Source organism: Anaerobacillus alkaliphilus (assembly GCF_004116265.1).
GTDB lineage: Bacteria > Bacillota > Bacilli > Bacillales > Anaerobacillaceae > Anaerobacillus > Anaerobacillus alkaliphilus.
Genome location: NZ_QOUX01000033.1, coordinates 1 through 25,791, shown reverse-complemented (window position 1 = coordinate 25,791; position 25,791 = coordinate 1). Strand labels below are relative to the sequence as shown.

Sequence of the window (25,791 nt, the reverse complement as noted above, 5' to 3'; positions counted from 1 at the left end):
ACAGGAGGTGATTTTTATGAGGAATATTCTCTTAGTGTTCTCATTATCCTTAGAAACCATTTGGGGTTCAGAAAAGTGTCTCACTCGAACAAATCATGGACCGACTTGGCCATATGGATGACCAAATAACGAAAAATGTCTATCTACATGTTACCCAAGAAATGAAAAAAGAAGCCTCTCAAAAGTTCAATGAACTTATGAGAAGCTTCCTATTTTTTGTTAGCAAAATGTTAGCACTTTACCAACGGATCCTTGTATACCAAGGGTTTAAGGGGCAGATTACATCATGCCGCCCATACCGCCCATGCCAGCCATGTCAGGCATTCCGCCGCCAGCGTTTTCTTCTGGCTTATCAGCGATTACTGCTTCAGTTGTTAAGAACATAGCTGAAACAGATGCTGCGTTTTGAAGTGCAGAACGAGTTACTTTAGTTGGGTCAACGATACCAGCTTCGATCATGTTTACCCATTGACCAGTAGCTGCGTTGAAACCAATACCTGCTTCTTCGTTCTTTAAGCGCTCAACGATTACTGAACCTTCAAGACCAGCGTTGTGAGCGATTTGACGAACTGGCTCTTCAAGAGCACGTAATACTAGGTTTACACCTGTTTGCTCGTCGCCTTCAGCTTCGATGCTTCTTACTGCTGCGATAACATTAACTAGTGCTGTACCACCACCAGCTACGATACCTTCTTCAACAGCTGCACGAGTTGAGTTAAGAGCATCTTCAATGCGAAGCTTCTTCTCTTTTAACTCAGTTTCAGTTGCAGCACCGACTTTAACTACTGCTACTCCACCAGCTAATTTAGCAAGACGCTCTTGAAGTTTTTCTTTATCAAACTCAGAAGTTGTTTCTTCTAATTGAGCACGAATTTGGTTAACGCGAGCTGCGATCTTATCAGACGCACCAGCACCTTCAACGATTGTTGTATGTTCTTTCGTAACAACAATTTTAGAAGCGCGACCTAATTGTGTAATATTTGTAGATTTAAGGTCAAGACCTAAATCTTCAGTGATTACTTCACCACCAGTTAATGTAGCGATGTCTTCAAGCATAGCTTTACGACGGTCACCGAAGCCAGGAGCCTTAACAGCAACAGCTGTGAATGTTCCGCGAAGTTTGTTAACAACTAGAGTTGCTAATGCTTCACCTTCAACATCTTCAGCAATTAATAGGATTGGCTTACCTTGTTGAACAACTTGCTCAAGTACTGGTAAGATTTCTTGAATGCTAGCAATTTTCTTATCTGTGATAAGAACGTATGGGTTGTCAAGAACTGCTTCCATTTTATCTGAATCAGTTACCATGTATGGAGAAGCATATCCACGATCGAATTGCATACCTTCTACAACTTCTAATTCAGTTGTAAAACCTTTTGACTCTTCAATAGTGATAACGCCGTCGTTACCAACGCGCTCCATTGCTTCAGCAATTAATTGTCCTACTTCTTCGTCAGCAGCAGAAATTGCAGCAACTTGTGCAATTGAAGCTTTGCTCTCGATTGGTTTAGAGATTGCTTGAAGCTCTTGTACTGCACGAGCCGTAGCTTTCTCGATACCTTTACGAAGAACCATTGGGTTTGCTCCACTAGTTACGTTCTTTAATCCTTCACGGATCATTGCTTGCGCTAATACAGTCGCAGTAGTTGTACCGTCACCAGCAATATCATTCGTTTTGCTTGCAACTTCAGCAACTAATTTTGCTCCCATGTTTTCAAAAGCATCTTCTAATTCGATTTCTTTTGCAATTGTTACACCATCATTTGTAATAAGTGGTGAACCATATTTCTTTTCTAATACAACATTACGCCCCTTAGGTCCTAATGTAACTTTTACAGCATTCGCTAAAGCGTCTACACCACGTAGCATCGAGCGACGTGCGTCTTCGCTAAATTTAATTTCTTTTGCCATTTTCTACTCTACCTCCTAGTTTTCTATGTAGTAGGAACTCACCCTACCTATGTTTAAAAACTAATCTTGAATAGCTATTATGTTTTTTAAAAAATAATCGTTTGATTAGCCTAAGATCGCTAATACGTCGTTTTCACGAAGGATTAAGTATTCTTTACCATCAAGCTTAACTTCAGTGCCTGCGTACTTAGAGAAGATTACTTTATCTCCTTCTTTTACTTCTAACGCAACTCGCTCGCCGCTCTCAAGAACACGTCCTGAACCTACAGCAACAACACGACCCTCTTGTGGCTTTTCTTTCGCTGTATCAGGAAGTACAATCCCGCTAGCAGTTTTTTCTTCAGTTTCTACTTGTTCGATCACAATGCGATCACCTAATGGTCTTAACAAGGAAAACAACCTCCCTCATCGAAATGATTTTTATTATTAGCACTCATTTGCTTTGAGTGCTAACACAATTCTTATAATAATCATTTCAATTCTATTTTGCAAGTATTTTTAGTATTTTTTTTAGAAAAACTTGGGTTTATTATCAAAAAGAATTTCGACTAAAAGTACCACGAAAAACCTACATTTTTCGTACAAGTTTACTCATCCATTTAGAAAATAAACTAGTTTTGTTTATACTATTATAGTTATAGTACTAGAAAAATTATCCTTCATTACTTTTGACTTATTGTAGTATATTTATACAGAGCGAATTTAATATTTGTAAGGGGTTCAAAACCATAGTGAATAGATTTCTATGCTACAATGTACTATGTAGAATGTAGTTCATGTATTTAACTTTCTAAATTCTTCAGTTTAAAGGAGTTTTTGTTTTGACAAAAAGATATTGGTTAGTGCTTCTAACTTACATTTTAATGCAGATATCAGCTTTTATTGGAGTACCAATATTAATGATACTGGGCTTTGAGAGAGAACAAATTCCTGGGGTATGGACGTTATTTAGTTTTTCTGTAGGATTTATCATTATTTTACTGTTATTAAGACAAGATATGAGTAACCGACATTTGAGTACAGAACGTAGTTCGAAGAGTGACGCCATCGTTTGGTCAATCGCCGGTATCTTTATGGCGTTTATGGCACAATACATAGCGGTTCTTATTGAAATGTCGGTGTTCGGGATTGAACCTGGCTCGGAAAATACAGAAATGATTGTTGAGTTAGCCAAGGCAACACCAGCCCTTATCTTAGTAGTTGCTGTGATTGGACCAATCTTAGAAGAAATTATTTTTAGGATGATTATCTTCGGTAGTCTATACAAACGTTTTAACTTCTGGATTGCTGCCATTATAAGTTCTGTTATTTTCGCTGCTGTTCATATGGACTTTGAGCACCTTCTCGTTTATACGTTTATGGGCATCGTTTTTGCCTTTTTATATGTAAAAACAAAACGAATTATCGTGCCTATAATGGCACACGTTGCTCTAAATAGCTTCGTTATGCTCGTTCAGGTTGTTTTTGGTGAACGTTTAATGGAGTTACAAAGAAAGTTAGACGAAATGCAAGGGTTTATTGGAGGACTATTCTAGATGAAATCACCATTATTTTGGGGTATTGTGTATCTCTTTATGGCTATAAGCTTCGTTTATTTTGCAATTCAACAACGTGGTCGTACCGGTGAATGGGATTTGTTCACGATTGTGTTAATGGCCATTGCCGCTTATGACCTTCTAGTTGCAGTAAGATATTTCACTTTTAAACCAAAAGTAGAGAAAAAGTAAAGCTTGAGGATTTTTCCCTCAAGCTTTTTGCTTTTTAAACTAACAGCTCCCAATCCTTCAACACTGGTTGATATCCTTTTTCCCTAATCATTTTTTGAATTTCTACAAGGGAACGTTCATCTGAAATCTGAAATTGTGCTGTACCTGTCTCACACTGAGAGTATCCGCCTACTTCAGTTTTTGCGCCAGCTGACATTTTTGTTACACCTAAGTAGATAAGATTATCACGTAAGTATTCTGGTTCTCTTGTTGATAGTGTAATCCCTGAGCGCGGTAAAAATAAACGGAACGCCGTAATTGCTTGAACGAGATGACGATCTTCAACGATTGATTTCGGCTGATAATCACCTAAATGTGGGCGAATTCTCGGTAACGATAAACTAATTTCGGCGTCTAAATACTTTGATTGAAGGTAGTGAGCATGCATAGCTGCAAAATACGCTTCTCTACGCCACTCGTCTAACCCTAATAATGCCCCAACATTAATTTGACGAATTCCAGCTTCACAGCCACGTTCAGGAGTATCCATGCGGTAGCGATAATCACGCTTTGGTCCCTTTACATGAACTGATTTATAAATTTCTTCATTATATACTTCTTGGTAGACAGTTAGCCCATCAACACCTGCATCGGCTAATAGTTTGTATTCCTCAGTATCTAACGGATTAATTTCAATTGCCACTGATGAAAAGTATTTTTTCAATACCTTTACAGCTTCAGCTATATACGAAACTGGTGTATGTGTTTTTGACTCACCTGTTAACACTAATATATGTTTTAACCCTTGATCCGCTAGTGCCTTTGCTTCAATTTCAATTTGTTCAAGTGATAGCTTCTTACGTTCAAATTGGTTTGTAACACTAAAACTACAATACGTACAAACGTTGACACAGTGGTCAGCAATATAAATAGGGTTGAATAGTAAAATTGTTCTTCCAAAATGTTGGACTGTTAGCTCATGCGCTTTTTGGGCCATTTCCTCAAGTAGATTTTCCGCTGCTGGAGAGAGCAAAACTAATAAGTCTTCTGTATTCATTCTTTGTTTTTGTAGGACTCGCTTAACATCTGTTTCTGTAATACCTTGAAATATATCGTCAAAAGGTAGTTCCTTTAACTTTTCATATTCGTAGTAAAAACTCATGGGAAAACCCCCTTCTTTAATTGTCAATTTTGAATTCTGAATTGTGAATTGATGCTTGTAATGCTTCGTAGTTCTGCAAACAACATTCATAATTCAAAATTCCTAATTCATAATTAGATCTGTAAAAATCCTGTCAATGGTGATGATGCTCTCGCGTGTTTGGCAACTCCACCAACTCCTGATAGATATGCTTGGCGTCCTGCTTCTACCGCTGATTTAAACGCTTGCCCCATAACCACTGGATCTCCAGCTGTAGCAATTGCGGTATTGACTAAGACAGCATCTGCTCCCATCTCCATTGCTTCACACGCTTGTGATGGTTTACCAATACCTGCATCAACGATTACTGGTTTTTCACATTCTTCAATTAAAATTTGGATTAGTTCTTTCGTTTTTAAGCCACGGTTTGTACCGATTGGTGCTCCAAGTGGCATTACAGCTGCAGCGCCAACTTCTTCAAGTTTTTTAGCTACCATTAAATCTGGGCTCATGTAAGGAAGGACTATAAAGCCCTCACTAGCTAGAATTTCAGTTGCTTTAATTGTTTCATAGTTATCTGGTAGTAAGTACTTTTGGTCAGAAATAACCTCAATTTTTATCCAATTTCCCATACCTGCTGCGCGTGCCAGTCTTGCAATACGGACTGCTTCCTCAGCTGTTCTTGCTCCAGATGTATTAGGTAGTAAAATCATCTCTTTTGGGATATATTTCATGATATTTTCTTGGTTCGTATTAAAATCAACACGACGCATAGCGACTGTAATTACTTGAGATTGTGAAGAGTTAATTACGTCTGGGATTAGGGCGTCATCATTAAATTTTCCAGTACCGATTAATAAACGACTATTAAGTTCTACTCCACCGATAGTTAATAAATCTTTTGCCATTGTTTCTTCTCCTCCTAATTTTACATATCAACAGTTCTGTCTGGAATGTGCGGTGTACAACAGGGAAAACAAAACAAAAAAGCCCCACCATACAGATGCGGCCTTAAAGACATGTAAAGATAACAATTAACAAGACAGTCTTCCCTCCGCTGGCATGATCCAGATCAGGTTACACGGTCTGTGACGGAATAGTCCTCTTCTCAGCCTAGTCCTCTAGGCTCCCGTAGCTGTAATACATATTCTTTGTATTAATCATAACACAGTTTAATAAATTTTCTATACTGAATTGCTTCATTAGTGAAGCTTTTTTTACTCACATTACGCAGTCATTGTTTTTTTACTTTCTTCATTTTTGCTAGCTTTTCCTAACATCCAACCCAAAGGTATGGTCAATAAGGCTATCATGCCTAAAAGAAAAAACCCTTCTCGTATTGCTTGTAAACTAGCTTCCTGCATCGTATCTACAGTAGCAAACACCTGAACTCTACGAACCTCATAATAAATGGAGATAAAGACAATTCCTAAGGCAGAACTCATCTGTCGCAAAACATTGTTCATTGCTGATCCCCGAGAAATAAACCTATCCGGAATGGAATTCATTCCAGCCGTCGTTGCTGGCATCGTTGAGAAACCTTGCCCAATACCTCGTAGCGCCATTAAAACAAAGATCGTTATGAGCGATGTTTCCATGGTCGTAAATCCTAGAGCTAATGTAAAGACTGCCATAATGACAAGACCGCTAGTTACAACGAATAACGGACCATGGCGATCTAGTAACCTTCCACCAATGGTCATAAAAATCCCGGTGAAAAGAGCTGAAGGTAGAAAAACCAGCCCAGTTATCACGGGGCCTAACCCATACACATGCTGGATCAATAATGGAATTAGGAAAATTGCTCCAAATAACCCTAATGAAGTAGAAATGCCTATCCAAACACTATATGTGAATGCCTTATTTTCAAAAATTGATAAATCTAACAAAGGTTGATCATGTCGATTTTCAATTTTCACAAACAGTAGTAAGGAGATCATACCTAGAGTAAATAAAACCAGATTAAGAGGTTGAACTAGATGTTCTAACGCCGATACTCTCCCTAAACCATACAATATCGCTCCCACACCAATTGTGACCGTTAGAAACCCCCACTTATCAAACGAAATTCCACTAACTTTATTTGTGTTCTTAAGATACATGGCACCGATGATAATTCCTAGTATGCCAATTGGTACATTGAATAGGAAGAGCCACTGCCAACTTCCTGCTTCAATAATAAGTCCTCCGACCGTAGGACCAATCGTTGGAGCCATCATTGCAGCAATTCCCCAAATTCCAGTTGCAAGACCTCGCTCATTTCTTGGGAACACTTCGAATATAAGTGCCATTGATAAAGGCATCATAATTCCTCCTGCAATCCCTTGAATACCACGGAAAAAGATAAGCGAGCTTAAATCCCATGAAAAAGATCCTAAAATCGAACCGATCATAAAAATGACTAAGCCAGCAAGATAAAGCTTTTTCTTTCCATATTTATCGCCTAAATAACCAGTTAGCGGCACGGTAATTCCCATCGTTACCATAAAAACAGTAATTACCCAGCCAGTAGAAACAGCATCAGCATCAAAGACATCCATTAAATAGGGAATCGCTGGGTTTAACATACTGTTGTTTAAAATAATAGTAAAAGTCCCTAACAAAACCGCTATGACAACTAGCCACTTTTCAGGGAGTAATTTGCTCATAAAAAATACCTCGTTTCCCGAAATAATTTCTATTACTACTATATCACGTTCAATTAGTGAATAGAATGAAAAACACTTCCAATTTTCTTGCAGATGGTAATTGAAAATGGTGTAGAGACTCCTACTGTAACCTTTTCCTTCACTCTCCGCTCGGTTCGGGCACGTTAGGGCTTCTTGCGTTACCTTTTCTTTCACTCTCTGCTCGGTTTGGGCACGATAGCACTTCTTGCGTTACCTTTTCTTTCACTCTCTGCTCGGTTTGGGCACGATAGCACTTCTTGCGTTTCCTTTTCTTTCACTCCCCACTCCGTTTGGGCACGATAGCACCTCTTGCGTTTCCTTTTCTTTCACTCCCCGCTCGGTTTGGGCACGATAGCGCCTCTTACGTTACCTTTTCTTTCACTCTCCAATCGGTTTGGGCACGTTAGCGCCTCTTACGTTACCTTTTCTTTCACTCTCCACTTCGTTTGGGCACGTTAGCGCCTCTTACGTTACCTTTTCTTTCACTCTCCACTTCGTTTGGGCACGTTAGCGCTTCTTGCGTTTCCTTTTCTTTCACTCTCCACTTCGTTTGGGCACGTTAGCGCTTCTTGCGTTTCCTTTTCTTTCACTCTCCGCTCGGTTTGGGCACGATAGCACCTCTTGCGTTTCCTTTTCCTTCACTCCCCACTCCGTTTGGGCACGTTAGCACCTCTTGCGTTTCCTTTTCTTTCACTCCCCACTCCGTTTGGGCACGTTAGCACCTCTTGCGTTTCCTTTTCTCTCACTCTCCGCTCAGTTCGGGCACGTTAGCACCTCTTGCGTTTCCTTTTCTTTGACTCCCCACTCAGTTTGGGCACGTTAGCACTTCTTACGGTTCCTTTTCTCTCACCCTCCGCTCGGTTTGGGCACGTTAGCGCTTCTTGCATTACCTTTTCTTTCACTCTCCGCTCGGTTCGGGCACGATCGAGCCTCTTGCGTTACCTTTTCTTTGACTCTCCACTTCGTTTGGGCACGATAGTACCTCTTGCGTTACCTTTTCTTTGACTCTCCACTTCGTTTGGGCACGTTAGCGCTTCTTGCGTTACCTTTTCTTTCACTCTCCGCTCGGTTTGGGCACGATAGCACCTCTTGCGTTACCTTTTCCTTCACTCCCCACTCCGTTTGGGCACGTTAGCACCTCTTGCGTTACCTTTTCTTTCACTCCCCACTCCGTTTGGGCACGTTAGCACCTCTTGCGTTACCTTTTCTTTGACTCCCCACTCGGTTCGGGCACGTTAGCACCTCTTGCGTTACCTTTTCTTTCACTCTCCACTCGGTTCGGGCACGATAGAACACCTTGCGTTACCTTTTCTTTCACTCTCCGCTCGGTTTGGGAACGATAGAATACCTTGCGTTACCTTAACATGGTTTCCCACTTAGATTAACAAGACTAACCAGAAACAAAAAAGGCTACCACTTTAGTGATAACCTTTCAACTTTAAATTGGATAATGCTTCAAGAAGTAAATTAACGATTGAAGTTCTACCGATAAATCGATGTGATGAACTCGTACGTTTTTTGGAACCGATAAACGTGCAGGAGTAAAGTTTAAGATACCTTTAATACCGCAAGCTACCAAGCGATCTGCAACTTTTTGTGCTACAGAAGAAGGTACGGTTAGAATTGCAACTGAAACGTTTGGATCCAGGATCTTTTCCAAATCATCTAAATGATATATTGGAACGTTACCAATCTCTGTTCCTACTTTGTTAACATCAACATCAAAGGCCATATCTATTTTTGTACTATTATTTTTTGAAAAGTTATAATGCAAAAATGCTGTCCCTAAATTCCCGACACCTATTAAGGTTACATTTGTAACCTCGTCTTGGTCTAATGTTTTTCTAAAAAAAGTTAGTAGATAATTAACGTTATATCCATAACCTTTCTTACCTAAAGCTCCAAAATAAGAAAAGTCACGTCGAATTGTTGCAGAATCGACTTTTACCGCTTCACTTAATTCCGAAGACGATACTCGTTGTTTCCCAGATGCTTGTAAATTTTCTAAAAATCGATAATACAAAGGTAATCGTTTTGCAGTCGCTTGAGGAATTTTCGTTTGATCGATATTCATTTTCTGCCTCCAACCTGTACCTTTTAACTGGATAAAGGGCAAACAAAATCTAGGGTAGTAATTATACCCCCTGTTTTCTATAGCCACACCTTATTCTTGTTTATCAATTCACATATGCTACCGACAATCCCCTGGTTTCTCCCTTTAGTTGGTACAAATTTTTTTTAGTTTATTATTCTATTTCTGTTTCTCTTTTAAAATCTCCACTTTTTCCGCCTGTTTTTTCCATTAAGTATGTAGGTCCAATAACCATCCCTTTATCTACAGCTTTACACATATCATAAACTGTCAGGGCTACCGCAGAGGCTGCCGTTAGTGCTTCCATCTCTACTCCGGTACTTCCTTTAGTTTTTACTTTTACGTAAATGTTAAGTTTATAGTTATCTTCATTTGTATGCCAATCAAACGTTACATCAACACCTGTTAATGCTAGTGGATGACACATCGGTATCCAATCTGCTGTTTTCTTGGCTGCCATAACGCCTGCCACTTGTGCAACAGCTAGTACATCGCCTTTTCCTATGGAGCCTTGACGAATTTTCTCGTATATTTCTTTCCCTACTTCGACACTAGTCTTAGCTAATGCTGTTCGTATTGTCTCATTTTTTTCTGAGATATCTACCATTTTTGCGCGACCTTGTTCATTAAAATGAGTAAATTCTGACATACTAAATGTCCCCTTTCAAACCGTCACAAGTATATTGTACACCATTTTGTCAAATTTGTAATCGTTTCATTTTTTGTAACACAAATGAAATATCTAATTTTAAATTCAATTGGTATTGCTGAAAGTATTATTTGCTTGTCCATAATTAATTACGGTACACTAACGGTATATTATAATGGAATAAACGTTAGATTGCTACTTATGTTAGGATGATGAATTTATGATACTTTTACAGTGTGTCCAATTAACAAAAACATTTGGTGTGGAACCAATATTATCGAATATAAAATTAGAAGTTCATTCACAAGATCGTGTTGCGATCGTTGGTAGAAACGGTGCTGGTAAATCTACTCTTTTAAAAATTATTGCCGGAAAACTATCTTACAATTCTGGTGACATTATTATTCCTAAAGATGTAACGATAGGCTATTTAGCTCAAGATACTGGTTTAGAATCGAGTCGTTCTATCTGGGACGAGATGTTAACCGTATTTGCTCCTCTCATCCAAATGGAAAAAGAGTTGCGAAACTTGGAAGCCAAAATGTCAGATCCTGAATGTATTAGCGACGAAAAAGTATATGAAAAACTTTTAAAAGATTATGATCTACTTTCTGAGAGCTTTAAAGAAAGAGGCGGTTATAAATATGAAGCTGATATTCGCGGTATACTATCGGGTTTACACTTTTCTGATAAAGACTATAGCACCGAAGTTTCAACATTAAGTGGTGGCCAAAAAACTCGCCTAGCATTAGGTAAACTATTACTAACCCGCCCTGATCTACTTATTTTGGACGAGCCGACAAACCACCTAGACTTAGAAACTCTTGCCTGGTTAGAACAATATCTTCTTCACTATGATGGCGCTATTTTAATTGTTTCCCATGACCGTTACTTCCTTGACAAGGTTGCCAATGTTGTCTATGAAATATCCAGAACAAAAGCAACGAAATTTGTTGGTAACTACAGCCATTACTTGGATGAAAAAGCAAAGCGCTATGAAATTGAAATGAAGCAGTACGAAAAGCAACAAGATGAAATTGATAAGCTGAGAACATTTGTTGAAAAGAATATTGCCCGAGCATCTACCACGAAACGAGCACAAAGTCGTCGGAAACAACTAGAACGAATGGATGTATTAGATCGCCCTCAAGGAGATGAAAAGTCTGCTCGCTTTTCATTTGAGATTAAAAAGCAAACTGGTAATGATGTATTAAGAATTGATCAACTTTCCGGAGGCTACCCAAATAGTAAGCCTTTATTTGAAAAGCTTACCTTGGCAGTCAATCGATCAGAAAGTATTGCATTACTTGGACCAAATGGTATCGGAAAATCTACTCTATTAAAAATCATTACCGAGCAATTAAGTCCTGTAGCAGGAACAATAAAGTACGGTAGTAATGTCACAATTGGTTACTATGACCAGGAACAAGCAAAGCTGAATTCTAATAAACAGGTATTATATGAACTTTGGGATGATTATCCTCTTACACCCGAAAAAGAAATTCGAACGATCTTAGGTAACTTCCTATTTAGTGGTGACGATGTGCTCAAAAGCGTTTCTGATTTAAGTGGCGGAGAAAAAGCTCGCGTGGCACTAGCAAAATTAATGATGCAAAAAGCTAATTTTTTAATTTTGGACGAGCCAACAAACCATCTTGATCTAGACAGCAAAGAAATTCTTGAAAGTGCATTGCTAGATTATCCTGGCACAATCCTGTTTGTATCCCATGACCGTTATTTTGTAAACCGGATGGCGACACGAGTCGTGGAAATGACTTACGAAGGTCTAATCGACTACATTGGAGATTATGATTACTACCTATTGAAGAAACAAGAGAACCTTGAACGCAAGGAATTAAAAGAAAAACAAGAGGTAAAGGTTCAGCATCAAGAAGAACAACCAAATAAACAAACATTCCTTCAAGACAAAGAAGCAAAACGAAAAGAACGTCAACGTCAGAGGCGTCTAGAGGAAATTGAACAGACCATTGAAAAAATTGAACTATCAATTGCTGAAAAGGAAGAAGCTCTTTGTGACCCAGAGGTCTACCAAGATCACAATCAAGTAGCTCAACTTAACAATGAAATTGAACAACAAAAACAAGAACTAGATTCTCTCATGGAAGAGTGGAGTGAACTAGAGGAATAAGTGTGAATTTTGAATTGTGTAAGTAGTGCTTCGATGCACTACTTACACAATTTTATTCATCTAGTGCCCAATAATAGCTCGTACAAACAATGATAAACATCGATGTAGCAGCTGCTACGACACCAGAGTCATTTAGTAATAATAAAGTAACCGAAGCAACAACTCCTGTTTGAATAAGAAGCCTCTTTACCCCACTACTGACAATCCCTTTTTTCCGCCATAAATATAATGCAATCAAAAGATATGTTGTCACAAACAGTTGCGTCCAATTACTGAATCGAAAAATTTTCCAATTCATTTCGAGCTTCCTTTTAATCGTATCAACGATGTATTGAAAGTCACCTTGGAACATTCTTGTAAATGCATAGCCAATATGCGATTCCTTCCCGTTCATTTGCGTAAGTAACAGAAACAAAATAGTCACAGCTAGGAGGCATAAAAAAATCATCATAAGCTTTCGCCAATTCATATTGGGAAAATAGTTGCGATACCCGTAATAACCAAACATAATTCCAGCAGAAATGGTTGCACCTGCGTTAGCTCCTAGATTTGTTGAACTTAATAAAAAGAGTTGGCTTATGCTTAACACGATTACTAATAACCATCTTCTAAAAAGTGGCCTTTCTAATAGAAGAAGTCCTGCAATTAAATAGACACCTGCAAATTCATTACCGATCCCATAATATCTAGCGCCTATGATTGGATCATACCCTAAATAGGATCTTTGCATAAAGAAGTTTCCCATGAGCAAGTCTATTGTTATGGCTGAAAATAGAGCTATGCTCATGAAAAATATAGGTTTAGGAACAAACCTTACAACGAGGAAACCTGTAATATAGCTACAAAAGATTAGCAGTATCAGATAGACGTTTGGTTGAATGTAATACAAACTATATGGGGTGATAAGTAACCATAATGGTGAACTTATCCCGGCGATAAGCAAAATTTTTGCAATCTCTTTCCAAAAAGCAATCTGTATTTTAAACATAATAATAACACTAGTAATAATTAATAAAAGAACAAGTAAGGTAATATAGCTTGATAAGATTACATTTCGAGTTTTAAAAATTGTAAACATTAGATCAATCTTAGTTAAACCTTCTTCTAATGTTGGCCCGATAGTTGCTACTCTTTGAATTGGTTTCCCAAAAAAATTATCTTCAGCCTCTATCTCAAAAAAGTGAAGGATAGTTGGTACCATATCTAAATTGCTGACGACAAACGGTTGTCTTGTTGTAGATGACTGTAAATAAAATGTGGATGAATGACTCCAATAAAATAGTGGAGCTAACCGTTCTTTATTTTGGTAAGCATCACTATTCATCATTGGGGATAACAACATAATATTTTGTGTATAACCATTCTCAACTAGGAGCGTCAGGAATTTCTCTAAGTTTAACAATGCTGTTTCATATTGTTTCTCAAAGTAATCTGCCTCCATATTACTTTTTTGCTTATACAATCGATACAAGTCTCCCCATTCAATGACAGTAAGAGACGGTTCTGCTTTAGGTGTGGATAAAACTGTGAAGATATTATCTACATCCATCACCACTCCACCTGGAGAACCTTTACTCGGTTTCGTTCCTTCCAGTAAATAACCATGAGCAAATCCTTCTCGATCCATTATAAGCGTAGGTCCATATCTTACTTTTTCTTGGCCAATGTCGCTATTACCAATAACATAGCTGTTTACACCATGCTCTTTTAGTGTTTGCCCAAGTATGCCTACTTTTGTGCGATATGTCGTATCTTTATTTTTATCAACAAGTTTGTGAAATAAGGGATGAAATACTTTTCCTTCATCAACAGTTCTACCCGTCCATTGTTGATAAAGTTCTTCAACTAATACTCCACTATCCAATTCACCTTTCACAAACGCATTCCAGCCTTCAACACCTAGCCCTCGAGAGCCTGATGCAATACTAACAATATTATTTAAATAAGAGTATGGACCATCAGGGCGGATATTGACTGCTGACATTCCACCAGTTTTCCACAACTCATCTTCATGCCCATTCTCTATTAACCATGTAACTTCTTGAAAAGAGAAATCTGGTACTAAAATGATTGTAAGGTTTTTCGAGTACTCTTCAGCAAAAACAGGTTTTCCACATAAAATAAACAGGTACATTATAAATAGCAACAGCAAGTTTCTTTTAATGTTCATAAACACCCTCGGAATAGAAATATTCATAAATTTTCTGACATATCCACATTATCAACAACATTACCCACAACTTAAACCTTTATTTTCAAGCTTAATGAAAAGTTATTAACAATATCCACAGTTTTATCCCCAAAGTAATTATTCACACTATATATCCTTATTTCGACACCCTTTGCAGCACTTATCCACATTATCCACAATTGAGTTGTTAATAAGTACCTACGTTCCCCTTTTTCCTTTTTTATAAAACCCTTGGTAACTTTACGTTCTTCACACTTATCCTCATTTTGTTGAAAAACTGTTTATAAAGACAAATTCGACAATAAAAAAGCTGCCCTTAATTTTAAAGAACAGCCTTCGACAACTTTTATTGTTTTTCTAAATCTAACCCTGGATTACCATTTAATCGATAGTCTGAAAAATGCTTCTTTTCTAGCTTTATGAAAGCCGCAGCACCTATCATAGCAGCATTATCTGTGCATAACTTTAGTGGTGGGATAATTATCTCTATCGCCGATTTATCAAATTCAGCTGTTAGCTTTTCTCTTAATCCTTTATTTGCGGCGACTCCACCAGCGACTAGGAACTGTTTCACATTATATTCTTTAGCCGCTCGTTTCGACTTTTCCACAAGGACCTCAATGACGCTTTCCTGGAAGCTTGCAGCTAAATCTTCATTTGAAATTTCAACGCCTTTTTGATTTGCATTATGTAAGGTGTTAATAACTGCTGATTTTAATCCACTGAAAGAAAAATCATATGACTCCGGCTCTAACCAAGCTCTTGGAAGATCAATTGAAGGCGTTCCAATTGCTGCTAGCCGATCAATATGAGGTCCACCTGGATAAGGGAGTTTTAACGTTCTCGCTACTTTATCATAAGCCTCTCCTACCGCATCATCTCTCGTCTCACCGATTACCTCAAAGCTACCATGATCTTTCATATAGACGAGTTCTGTATGCCCCCCTGAAACAACCAAGGTCATTAAAGGAAATTTAAGCTCCGTTATCAACTGGTTGGCATAAATATGTCCAGCTATATGATGAACACCGATTAAAGGTAGGTCATGAGCAAATGCAAGTGCTTTTGCTGCATTTACGCCAATTAATAGAGCTCCTACGAGCCCAGGACCTTCTGTTACCGCTATTGCTGACAGGTCAGGATAATCAATCTCTGCCTCTTTCATTGCTTCCTCAATAATAACCGTGATCTGTTCAACATGATGGCGAGAAGCAATTTCCGGAACGACTCCACCAAATCGTTTATGACTCTCGATTTGGGAGGCAACAACATTTGATAAGATCTCATTTCCATTTTTAATAACAGCTGCTGCAGTTTCATCACAGCTTGTTTCTATTGCTAAAATATATTTATTTTCCATTATAAGACCACCCACATGACAAGAGCATCCTCTTGATTATCTGTATAATATTGTTTTCTAATACCTCCTGGCTTGAAGCCAAGTTTACTATAAAGTCGTTGGGCAACATGGTTTGATACTCGAACTTCCAAAGTCATCTTCGTACCACCTAATGTTCGAGCTAATTCAATCGCATGAACCAACAACTGTTCTCCTAGCTTAAAGCCACGAAAATTAGGATGAATAGCAATGTTAGTAATATGAGCTTCATCGACAATGATCCACACTCCACAATAACCAATAATTTCACCTTCATTCTCGATAACTAGATAATGGGCAAATTGATTATGAAGAATTTCATTTAGAAACGCTGTACGACTCCATGGCGTAGCAAAAGACTTTTCTTCAACTACTAACACATCATCAATATCTTCTTTCACCATATAACGAATTTTATAAGTAGCTTCCATAAAGTTATCCTTGCTCGGCCTTAGTTTTTTGACTAGCTAACCAGTTTGTCTCTGCTTCTGCTAAGCGAATATAATTAGGGGTAAATGTATGTATATCCTCTTTAGATTCCATATTTAAAGCTAACCTTGCTAGTTCTGCAGGTCTTGGGTTATGATCACTTACTAATCCGAATGTTGCTTTGCCCCCTAGTTTCTCGATAATTAATTGTCTATGCAGAGAGACATCATTCCCTAAGAAAAGAATATTCTCAAAGTCATTATTTAGTTGTGTAAGCCAATCTTCAAGTAACAGAATTTGATCTTCCCTAAGGTTCTGTATCTGACCATTTTTATTCCCGTAGAGTCCTGTATACACTTGACCTCTTCTGGCATCAAAGATAGGCGAGATAACCCCATGAAAATAACGTCCATTTTGAGCTAAAGCCTCTAAACTTGAAATTCCGATAAGAGGAATTCCTAATGTCCAAGCTAGAGTTTTTGCAGTCGTAACTCCAATTCTTACTCCTGTATAAGAGCCCGGTCCATGAGCTACAACGATCTTGTGTAATTCTTTCGGATGGACTCCTGCATCCTTCATCAACTTTTCCACAGCAGGCATTAATCGAATTGAATGATTTTCTTTCAGGTTGGTAATCACTTCACCTAATACCTTATCTTCATCTAGTAGGGCAACACCCATGACAAATGTAGATGTATCTATAGCAAGTACCTTCATTTTGTTTGTAACTCCTTACATAATAAGATATACCGTTCTCCTAGTGGTTTTAAAACTATTTCTCTTCGATCATCACCCGCATGGTAAATCTCAATGTCAAGGCGTTCTTTCGGTAATTGCTCTTTAATCAAACTAGCCCATTCTACCACGGTTACGCCTTCACCATAAAAGTATTCATCAAAGCCTAAGTCTTCATCTGCTTCACAGACTCGGTACACATCCATATGATATAGTGGCATTCTTCCTTGGTACTCTTTAATGATCGTAAAAGTAGGGCTATTAACATTTCTTTTTACACCTAGACCTTTGGCTAAGCCCTTTGTAAAATGTGTTTTACCTGCTCCTAAATCCCCTTCTAACGTGATCACCGAGCCGGCTTCTAGGAATTGTCCTAGTCTCTCCGCCAACTCCATGGTTTGCTCAGGAGACGATGTATGTACTTTCAAGTTATCCATTTTATTCACCTTTATCAAAATGATTAAAGCCCTTTTTAAGTAGCTTTTCTTTATGCTTATTTTCATATAAATAAACGTTACCAGATCCTTCGGTTACTTCACCAATTACAGTTAGTTTTATATTTTTCTCACTAAGGATTGGACTTAATTGTTTAAACCCAGCTTCCGACATTGTCCCAACCAATTGATAGTCTTCACCGCCAAAGAGACACCATTGTTTTTGTTTTTCAATTGGATAAGCATTTAAATATATATTTCTTGGGACTTTTTCAAATTCAATATGTAGATCAACACTGCTTGCCTCAGCTAGCTCATTTGTTTCACTTGCAAGTCCATCACTAATATCATTTAACGAGATATTCAAACCACTACAAGCTAAAATTCGTCCTGCTTCTACTTGAGGGATAGGCTCTTGATGTGCTTTTAGTAGATGTTTTTCGTATTCTGTATATGGGTGATTGAGGCCCGTACTTAATAATAAGTCTAAACCTGCAGCAGATGCTCCTAGGTCCCCTACAACAAATACAAGATCACCTGGTTTCGCATTGCTTCGTAAAAGACTAGTTCCTTTCTCTACTTTTCCAAGGACTGTGACTGTAATAATTAAGCCCTTTTTTGAAGAAACCGTGTCTCCTCCAATTAAATCCATGGAATACTTACTGCCTAAATCAGACATACCAGCATATATTTGCGTCAATTCCTCTTCCGTCCATTCTTCTGGTATGGCAATCGATACTAAGTAATACGTTGGGATTCCACCCATTGCAGCAATATCACTAATGTTAACTGCAAGAGCTTTAAAACCAATCATCCAAGGAGTCATTGTTTGTCTTGTAAAATGAACACCTTCTACCATTGTATCCATACAGATAAGCTCATCAAACATAGGTTCATTACAATAAATTGCAGCATCATCACCAATCCCTTGTATTAACGAAGATTGATAAGAATATTTAGGTCTAATTTTCTTTATAAAATCAAATTCATCTCGTAACACAAAGACACACCTATCTATGTAAAGATTTAATTATGTTCAAAAACCTTAGGAGAACACTTCCTAAGGCAATCATAAGTAGTTTATCTTATTTTATCTAAAAAACCTAGTAGTAACAAAAATAATAAAAGCGCAAGAATAATCCATTCCTGCGCTTGATTTATGTATTTTTGGTTGCGGGGGCAGGATTTGAACCTACGACCTTCGGGTTATGAGCCCGACGAGCTACCAGACTGCTCCACCCCGCGGTAATACCAACTGACTAATCAGCTGGTTAATATATAGTTATCATACCACAACTAATTTCTTAATGCAAATTTTTACAATTTAGCTTTTTCGATTGCAATTTCAAAAGCTTTAATAATATCTTCTGCATCCTCTATTCCTAAGGAAATTCTCACTAATCCTCTTGTAATTCCTAGTTTACTACGGATCGCTTCTGGAACCGTACGATGAGAAGTCCTTATTGGATAAGTAACTGTAGATTCAACTCCAGCAAGTGTTGGAACAATTTTAATCCATTCTAATGATTTAAAAAATGTCTCAATGTCAAACTGCTCACCAAGATCCACTGACACAATTGCACCATTGCCATTTTCAGCTACAGCTTCTGGATAGTAGACTTTTTCTAATAAAGGGTTACGCCTTAGAAAGTCAGCAAGTGCTTGAGCATTTTTCACCTGACGTTCCATTCTTACGGCTAACGTCTTTAAACCCCTGCATGCTAACCATGCTTCAAAAGGACTTAGATTTGCACCTAAGTTAACAACCTTTGTTTTTGCTTTTGCAATTAAATCTTCCCTACCAACTAATACTCCCGCTGTAACATCACTATGACCACCAATATATTTTGTGGCACTGTGGATAACTAAATCTGCTCCTAATTCGTACGGTTTAAGTAAAAACGGAGTAGCAAACGTGTTATCAATCATTGTTGTCAAATGATGTTTCTTAGCCAGTGAGATTATTGCTGGTAGATCTTCAACCCTTAACAATGGGTTTGTCACTGACTCGGAATATAATAGCTTCGTGTTTACTTTAATAGCATTCTCTATTTCATCAGAATTATTCATCGAAACGAAAGAAACTTCAATTCCAAATTCTTTTAATTCATTTGCAAACAGTTGGTATGTTCCACCATAGATATCTTCAGAAGCAACAATGTGATCGCCATGGCTTACAACAGCCAAAACACCAGCTAATATTGCTGACATCCCTGAAGAGGTAGCTACACCCTTAGGTGCTCCTTCTAGCTGGGCTACACCTTCACCTAAATCGTCTGTATTAGGATTACTAAATCTTGTATATAAATATTCTTTATTACCTTGATAAAAATCTTCCATATCATCTAAATCTTTGAATGAGAAAGCAGATGTTTGGTATATCGGCTGGGCTTTGCTAACATTTCTTCCTTCAGCCTTTTTTTGAAAATGAACAGTTTTTGTACCAAATTTATATGTCATATGAACTTCCTCCACATAATCAATAACCTAAAATGTAATATTAAGATTTTACCACTAATTAAGTATTTGGAAAAGGATAGGGCATAACTAAAAAAGAAATAATCATTGGGAGGTTTTCTTACAATGGGTTCCAAGGATAAAGGCGAATACTTAAAAAGAGAAGAAGTTACTATTCGAAGTGATATTGACTCTAAGGATATTTTTCACTCTACACCTTATTATGCTGGCGACTCCGTTGATCAACATAAACAACTTGAAGAAGTGAATGAAATGTTTAGTGAAAAAGAAATAAAGCAGAGTAATGAGAATTCGTAGCTAGACGATAATAGTGATGACGTAGTTATGATCGCTTCGGACACCAGTTCCGTTGATGAAAATACGACGATTTTGAGTTTCATCGACATACGACCTCTTATTTATGCTCTGAACCGTGTTTTTGGTGCTATTTGGGCTAAATAACGGAACTGGTGACCGCGAAATTTCAAAAAGGGCGTATTCGGACGAAACAACGGAATAGGTGTCCTCTTGAGATTTAACTCCTATTTGAACCAAGTTATCGGATAATACTTGTGTACAAAAAACCTCGGTGCGTGTATATGCACCGAGGTTTAATATTATAGCTCTCCTGATTCCATTCTTTGTAATAATGGACTGTTAGGGAAGATATCCCCTTGGGCTTTTTGACTAATACCGTAAGCAGCTAGTTGAGCTACTTCAACAACCTCTTTTTCACTAATTGTTAAAATCTCCTTATCCCTCATGATAAATTTACCATCCACCATAACAGCCTCTACTTCACTACCTTTAGCTGAATAGACCAGATTAGGAACAATGTTTCGAATTGGTGCTGTAATAATAGGAGACATACTCGGTTCTTGTAAATCTACAATTAATAAATCAGCTTTCTTTCCTGCTTTTAAGGAACCTACCTCATGCTCTAATCCAATTGCTTTGGCAGACTCAATTGTTGCCAGGCGTAACGCCAGATGAGCCGGAAATACTGAGGGATTACGACTTTTCACTTTGTTTAAGATAGACACAAATTTCATTTCGTTAAACATGTTGTTACAGTTATTTCCTGGTGCTTGGTCAGAGCCAAGAGCAGCTGTTCCACCAGCTTCTAGAAACTCTAAGATTGGAGGTACGATGCCGTCAATGATGCCAATGCTTCCCGAGCAATTAATCATTTTCGCACCACTTCTTGCAACCTGCATTGTCTCTTCTTTTGTTGCTTCAGTTAAATGAACCGCAAGTAAACGCTCATTCAAATAACCAATCTCATCTAAAAATGCTATACTTCTTTTTCCATACCGTTTGACCATTTGATCAATTTCACGGTCGCCTTGTGCAACATGCATGTGCAATTTGGTATCATACTTTTCTGCTAACGATTTCATTTCTAACATTAATTCCAGACTCATCATATCAGGTCCATGAGGCCCTAGCATACAAGTTATGCGACCATTTTCTGCTTCATGCCATTCTTCCATTAAGCGAATATTATTATTAAGTTTTCTGTTTCCAATCTCTGAGTAGAAGGGATACAACTCTCCTACTGGTATATCACCTATGTCTTCTGGTATTTCATTTACAAGCTCTGCCACCCGGGCACGGGCCCCTACCTTAACATAATTTTCAACAATCTGATTCATATTGCCGTCATAATCACAGAAAGTTGTCGTTCCTGCTTTTATCCCCTCTACAATATTCATCATAGAACCCTTTACGTTATCTTCAACGGTAACGTGCTTCATAAATGGCCATAATCCTTCTTGCATCCAGTTATTTATGTCCTGAGAAACGCCACGCAAAATACCAATGCCTGTATGAATATGTGCATCAATAAGACCTGGCATGACTAACTTATTTTTTCCATCAATGACTTCATCAGCTGTATAATCACGACTAATATCGTCTGATGTACCAACAGCTTGAATTTTATTATCTTTTATAGCGATGGCACCATTCTCTATCATACCGACGCCTTTTCCCTCCATAGTCATCACGAAAGCATTTTTAATAATATAATTGACCTTCATTTCTAATTCTCCTCTCCAGATTATCTCTAATAATATTTGTACCTATGTAAGCTAGTCGGAACCAAGCTATCATATGGTTCCGACAAGATTTTACGCTGTGAAGTTTTTGTCTACTTTGGAGTCGTCGACTCTTCTACTTACATGTTTGTTTAAGAAATATAGAGAACCAACAATGACAACGATTGTAGTAACAATTCCTAACCACGGTAATGTAAAGCCTCCAACTAAGAAACCGATAAAAGCTGCAATACCAACAGTAATTGCATATGGCAATTGAGTATTTACGTGTTCAATGTGGTCACAGGCAGCACCTGTTGAAGCCATGATTGTAGTATCAGAAATTGGTGAACAATGGTCACCGAATAATCCACCACTAATCACTGCACCAATAACTAACGGCAGTGGGACACCAAGCATATCTGCCATTGGAATTGCAATGGGCATCATAATTGCAAATACACCCCAAGAGCTCCCGGTAGAAAATGCAATAATTGCCCCCAGTAAGAATATTAATGCCGGTACCATTCCTGCTGCGAGATAATTATCAACCAAGGCAGATAAATACGCACCTAACCCCATCTTTCCTGCTACACTACCAATGGACCAAGCTAATATAAGGATCATAGGAACAATTACTAGGTTTTTAATGCCCTTGGTCCATTCATCAACCGATTTTTGAAAACTGTGTAGACCAGTAGTAACAGAAACCAAGACCGCCCCAATAGAACCAACCACAAACCCTGTACAAATTGCTAGTACGATGTTTGCTTCAATAAACGATTGTCTAAAACCATTTGCCAAGATATCGCCTGACCAAAAAATGACACCAAAAATGGAAGCAAAGAGTAATCCCATTGGAATTAAGAAGTTTTTAATTGATAATGAATAACCTGCTGGAAGTTCTTCTTCATCTAAATCCATGATCATTGGCTTATCATTTTCCCCAAGTAACTGACCAGTTTCTACTGCTCGCTTTTCAGCGTGATACATTGGTCCGATATCTAATCCAGTACGAATAACAAAAAGTACCGTTAGCATTGCAAAAATACCATAAAGATTATATGGGATCATCGCTAAAAATAAACCCCAAGGATTATCAGACAAGCCTATTGCAGTTAATTGAACAGCTATCAAACCCGTAATGAATGGACCATAGCTACTTATTGGAGACATGGAAGCTAATGAGGCACCCATTGAATCCAATATATATGCTAACTTTACGCGAGATACCTTCAACCGGTCAGTTATTGGACGCATGATAGTTCCTAGGATAAGAACCGGCTCTGTATACGAAAAAGCAAATGCACTAGCCCAAGTAGTAGTCTGTGCTCGCTTTCTTGTATTAATTTTTCTTGTTGCTGCTTGAGCAAATGCTTGTGCTGCTCCAGACACTTTTAAAGCGTGAACAAATCCACCAGCAAGAGTAACTAATAATAGTAATCCAGCATTCCAAGGATCAGCAATAGAAGGAATAATAAATTCAGAAATTGTACTAACAAACCCTACTAATGGATTCCAATTATAAATAATCGTAGAGCCAATCCAAACACCAATAAATAAAGATAATAAGGTCTGCTTAGTTTTTAGAGCAAATAAAATTGCGACGAGCGGTGGAATTAATGCCAATATTCCGAACTCCATTTTTATCATCACCCCACTGATTTTTTTGATTACCTTTTATTTAGGTTTGTTTCTTACTCCCGTAACTTACCACACCACTCTGCTCTTCAATTGCAGATAGCATGGCATCCATATGTTCTTGCATATACCGAACAGCTAAATCTGCATTTCTATCTCTTATTGCATCCGCTATTAGTCGGTGGTGCTGCACATACTCTGCACCCTTCTCACGGGTAATTAAATCAGAGATTTTGGATTCAAGTTTTAGCTCCTCATATATTAAAATATTTAACGTTGCAATCAGAAAGCGATTTTGAGAAGCCTCTGCTATCTTTTCATGAAATATACAAGCGACAGGATTAGGATCCTTTTTACAGGAAACATCATGATCATGATCTTCAAGAGAATGATATAAATCCTCAATATGATCAACTGTTGCTCTTAATGCTGCAAGTCTTACTGTCTCGCACTCAATCGTTTTTCTAGCAATTATAAGATCAAGAAGTTCACCAAAATCTCCAGGTTTTGAGGCTTCCATTAAATTTTGTTGAAGTCTCATCCTTTCTACTTCATCGGACAGATGACTAATATACGTTTGTCCTTTAGCAGTTAATAGCCTTCCTTGATTTTCAACAAGTTTGCTATACTTCTTCGCATCTAATGTTTTTAATATTCGGCCAACAGTTGCAGTGCTTACCTCAAGTCCATTCACCTCTAACATTGTCTTTAGTACCCATGAACCAACCGGTTCATTTGTCTCAGAAAGCTTCTTTAATAATAAAAACTCCGTTAGTTCACCTTTTGTAGAGAAAAAATCATACTCCTCAAGAATAGTAGTTTTCTTCGATAAACCTTTCATCTTAGTTTTACTTAACACCTCCTAAGTATTTATATCCCCCTCCTCATTGATGAGGAGGGGCTCCTACTAATAAATATTCTTCATTAAGACATCTATTCCTCTTAATTTTTTAAAAAATTTTATAAATTCAGAATTTTAGGTTTTTAGAGATTGGAGAATGGAAGATTTGAATAAGGGGACCGATGAAAAAAGTTACTAGAATTGTTCCAAGACCAATTGGGCCACCAACAAGGAATGCTAAAAGCAGAGCAGATACTTCAATAATTGTTTTTGAAACGGTTAAGCTCTTTCCTGTTCTAAATTGGACAGCAAGCATCAAATTATCTATTGGATTCTTTGCAAAGTTTGCTTGAAGGTATAGAGCTATTCCTATCGCAATTAATAATATGCCAATCAGTAAAAAGATTACTCTTACGATGATTGAAATTATTGCAATTTCTGAAAATACGAAAATAAGCCAAAAGTCAATAAGTACTCCCAGTACAAAAATTGTGAGAAATGCTGTAAAGTCAGGTTTATTTCGATAAAGGAAACTATTTAATAAAATTAATATCAGCCCTATAATGACTAACCAGCTCCCTACTGTTAACCCCAATTTCATTGCAAGTCCCACAAATAGGGCATCCCATGGTCCTACACCTAAATTTGAGTTAACCATTAAACTTACCCCAAATGAAACAATAAGTAACCCAACTAGATAACAATTTACTTTTAGCTTCCATCCTTGCACCTATTCACCCTCTTTCTCGTAGTAATTGACTACTATATTTTATATTTTTTTCTAGCAAAAAAAGCACAATAGATTTCGACAGATCATGGCAGAAAAAGTATTTTGAGCAGTATTTGATTTACTGGCCGAAGTAAGAGAAAGTAAATGATTACATATGAAACAATAAAAAAACACAACCACATGGGATGTGTTTTTTCTACCTAGCAACGAAGCTACTGACCTCGTTCACATCGTGAGTTAACTTCAATGAATACCTAAACGCAGCTTTGCGACGAGGAAGCACACTTCGGAGCATAGCTCGTAGACGCAGGAAAGCTACTGACCTCGTTCACTTCATGAGATACTTCCTTGATTAACTCCGGGCAGCTTTGCATCGAGGAAGCCTGCTTCGGAGCGTTACTAGTAGACGCAGATGCACATATACGAGCTAACCTATCCTAAACTTCTTATATAAACAAAAAAAACACATCCACATGGGATGTGTTTTTTTACCTAGCAACGTCCTACTCTCACAGGGGGAAACCCCCAACTACCATCGGCGCTGAAGAGCTTAACGATCGTGTTCGGCATGGGAACGAGTGTGACCTCTTCGCTATCGC

Annotated in this window: 22 protein-coding genes, 1 tRNA gene, 1 rRNA gene and 1 riboswitch; of the genes, 4 read left to right on the top strand and 20 right to left on the bottom strand. The window is 37.9% G+C overall.

Annotated elements, in window-relative coordinates; all coding sequences use genetic code 11:
• Positions 1-279: 279 nt before the first annotated feature.
• Both groL and groES read right to left on the bottom strand, forming a co-directional pair.
• Positions 280-1,911, bottom strand: coding sequence for a chaperonin GroEL (gene groL / locus DS745_RS10325; RefSeq protein WP_129078180.1), 1,632 nt, complete (start codon positions 1,909-1,911; stop codon positions 280-282).
• 105 nt (positions 1,912-2,016) lie between these two features.
• Positions 2,017-2,301, bottom strand: a complete 285-nt coding sequence (gene groES / locus DS745_RS10320; RefSeq protein WP_129078179.1) for a co-chaperone GroES — start codon at positions 2,299-2,301, stop codon at positions 2,017-2,019.
• Positions 2,302-2,732: 431 nt separating this feature from the next.
• On the opposite strand from groES, the gene DS745_RS10315 reads away from it, so the two are divergent.
• The gene (locus DS745_RS10315; RefSeq protein WP_129078178.1) at positions 2,733-3,446 is read left to right on the top strand and encodes a CPBP family intramembrane glutamic endopeptidase; all 714 of its coding nucleotides are present in this window, start codon (positions 2,733-2,735) and stop codon (positions 3,444-3,446) included.
• The gene (locus DS745_RS10310; protein WP_129078177.1) at positions 3,447-3,638 is read left to right on the top strand and encodes a YdiK family protein; all 192 of its coding nucleotides are present in this window, start codon (positions 3,447-3,449) and stop codon (positions 3,636-3,638) included.
• A gap of 34 nt (positions 3,639-3,672) precedes the next feature.
• On the opposite strand, the gene thiH is transcribed toward DS745_RS10310, so the two are convergent.
• The 5 genes from thiH to moaC all read right to left on the bottom strand — a co-directional run bounded on the left by thiH (position 3,673) and on the right by moaC (position 10,168).
• On the bottom strand, positions 3,673-4,779 hold the full coding sequence (thiH, locus tag DS745_RS10305) for a 2-iminoacetate synthase ThiH (RefSeq protein WP_129078176.1): 1,107 nt from the start codon (positions 4,777-4,779) through the stop codon (positions 3,673-3,675).
• 113 nt (positions 4,780-4,892) lie between these two features.
• Positions 4,893-5,666 carry a thiazole synthase gene (locus tag DS745_RS10300; protein ID WP_129078175.1) on the bottom strand — a complete coding sequence of 258 codons (774 nt, stop codon included), beginning with the start codon at positions 5,664-5,666 and terminating at the stop codon, positions 4,893-4,895.
• A 123-nt stretch (positions 5,667-5,789) separates the two neighbouring features.
• A riboswitch (TPP riboswitch) is annotated at positions 5,790-5,901 on the bottom strand.
• 83 nt (positions 5,902-5,984) lie between these two features.
• Positions 5,985-7,406: an MDR family MFS transporter gene (locus tag DS745_RS10295; protein WP_129078174.1), complete on the bottom strand. Its 1,422-nt coding sequence runs from the start codon at positions 7,404-7,406 to the stop codon at positions 5,985-5,987.
• Positions 7,407-8,865: 1,459 nt separating this feature from the next.
• Complete coding sequence (locus DS745_RS10290; protein WP_129078173.1) at positions 8,866-9,501, bottom strand: redox-sensing transcriptional repressor Rex; 636 nt, start codon at positions 9,499-9,501, stop codon at positions 8,866-8,868.
• A 172-nt stretch (positions 9,502-9,673) separates the two neighbouring features.
• The gene (moaC, locus tag DS745_RS10285) at positions 9,674-10,168 is read right to left on the bottom strand and encodes a cyclic pyranopterin monophosphate synthase MoaC (RefSeq protein WP_129078172.1); all 495 of its coding nucleotides are present in this window, start codon (positions 10,166-10,168) and stop codon (positions 9,674-9,676) included.
• 220 nt (positions 10,169-10,388) lie between these two features.
• Here moaC and DS745_RS10280 point away from each other — a divergent pair, with 220 nt between their 5' ends.
• Positions 10,389-12,317 carry an ABC-F family ATP-binding cassette domain-containing protein gene (locus DS745_RS10280; protein WP_129078171.1) on the top strand — a complete coding sequence of 643 codons (1,929 nt, stop codon included), beginning with the start codon at positions 10,389-10,391 and terminating at the stop codon, positions 12,315-12,317.
• A 52-nt stretch (positions 12,318-12,369) separates the two neighbouring features.
• Here DS745_RS10280 and DS745_RS10275 read toward each other — a convergent pair whose 3' ends face one another.
• The 8 genes from DS745_RS10275 to DS745_RS10240 form a co-directional block, all read right to left on the bottom strand.
• Positions 12,370-14,487 (bottom strand): hypothetical protein, encoded by a 2,118-nt coding sequence (locus DS745_RS10275; protein WP_129078170.1) that lies wholly within the window; start codon positions 14,485-14,487, stop codon positions 12,370-12,372.
• A gap of 367 nt (positions 14,488-14,854) precedes the next feature.
• Positions 14,855-15,868: a tRNA (adenosine(37)-N6)-threonylcarbamoyltransferase complex transferase subunit TsaD gene (gene tsaD / locus DS745_RS10270; RefSeq protein WP_421721814.1), complete on the bottom strand. Its 1,014-nt coding sequence runs from the start codon at positions 15,866-15,868 to the stop codon at positions 14,855-14,857.
• On the bottom strand, positions 15,868-16,317 hold the full coding sequence (rimI, locus tag DS745_RS10265) for a ribosomal protein S18-alanine N-acetyltransferase (protein WP_129078169.1): 450 nt from the start codon (positions 16,315-16,317) through the stop codon (positions 15,868-15,870). The genes tsaD and rimI overlap by 1 nt, the downstream gene beginning before the upstream one ends.
• 4 nt (positions 16,318-16,321) lie before the next feature.
• Positions 16,322-17,032: a tRNA (adenosine(37)-N6)-threonylcarbamoyltransferase complex dimerization subunit type 1 TsaB gene (gene tsaB, locus DS745_RS10260; protein WP_129078168.1), complete on the bottom strand. Its 711-nt coding sequence runs from the start codon at positions 17,030-17,032 to the stop codon at positions 16,322-16,324.
• Complete coding sequence (tsaE, locus tag DS745_RS10255; RefSeq protein WP_129078167.1) at positions 17,029-17,487, bottom strand: tRNA (adenosine(37)-N6)-threonylcarbamoyltransferase complex ATPase subunit type 1 TsaE; 459 nt, start codon at positions 17,485-17,487, stop codon at positions 17,029-17,031. The genes tsaB and tsaE overlap by 4 nt, the downstream gene beginning before the upstream one ends.
• Before the next feature lies 1 nt (position 17,488).
• Entirely contained in the window at positions 17,489-18,484 is a 996-nt protein-coding gene (gene thiL, locus DS745_RS10250) for a thiamine-phosphate kinase (RefSeq protein WP_129078166.1), read from the bottom strand.
• Positions 18,485-18,652: 168 nt separating this feature from the next.
• Positions 18,653-18,729 (bottom strand) — tRNA-Met (locus DS745_RS10245).
• Positions 18,730-18,801: 72 nt separating this feature from the next.
• Positions 18,802-19,944, bottom strand: coding sequence for a trans-sulfuration enzyme family protein (locus DS745_RS10240; protein ID WP_129078165.1), 1,143 nt, complete (start codon positions 19,942-19,944; stop codon positions 18,802-18,804).
• Between the two features lie 123 nt (positions 19,945-20,067).
• Between DS745_RS10240 and DS745_RS10235 the strand changes: the two genes are divergently transcribed.
• Complete coding sequence (locus DS745_RS10235) at positions 20,068-20,259, top strand: hypothetical protein (RefSeq protein WP_129078164.1); 192 nt, start codon at positions 20,068-20,070, stop codon at positions 20,257-20,259.
• A 299-nt stretch (positions 20,260-20,558) separates the two neighbouring features.
• Here DS745_RS10235 and DS745_RS10230 read toward each other — a convergent pair whose 3' ends face one another.
• The 5 genes from DS745_RS10230 to rrf form a co-directional block, all read right to left on the bottom strand.
• Entirely contained in the window at positions 20,559-21,983 is a 1,425-nt protein-coding gene (locus DS745_RS10230; protein ID WP_129078163.1) for an amidohydrolase family protein, read from the bottom strand.
• 90 nt (positions 21,984-22,073) lie between these two features.
• Complete coding sequence (locus DS745_RS10225) at positions 22,074-23,624, bottom strand: Na+/H+ antiporter NhaC family protein (RefSeq protein WP_129078162.1); 1,551 nt, start codon at positions 23,622-23,624, stop codon at positions 22,074-22,076.
• Positions 23,625-23,664: 40 nt separating this feature from the next.
• A complete protein-coding gene (locus DS745_RS10220; protein ID WP_129078161.1) occupies positions 23,665-24,462 on the bottom strand; it encodes a FadR/GntR family transcriptional regulator in 798 nt (265 codons plus the stop codon).
• Between the two features lie 127 nt (positions 24,463-24,589).
• A complete protein-coding gene (locus tag DS745_RS10215) occupies positions 24,590-25,192 on the bottom strand; it encodes a YczE/YyaS/YitT family protein (protein WP_129078160.1) in 603 nt (200 codons plus the stop codon).
• 490 nt (positions 25,193-25,682) lie between these two features.
• Positions 25,683-25,791 (bottom strand): 5S ribosomal RNA (gene rrf, locus DS745_RS10210); the annotation flags it as partial.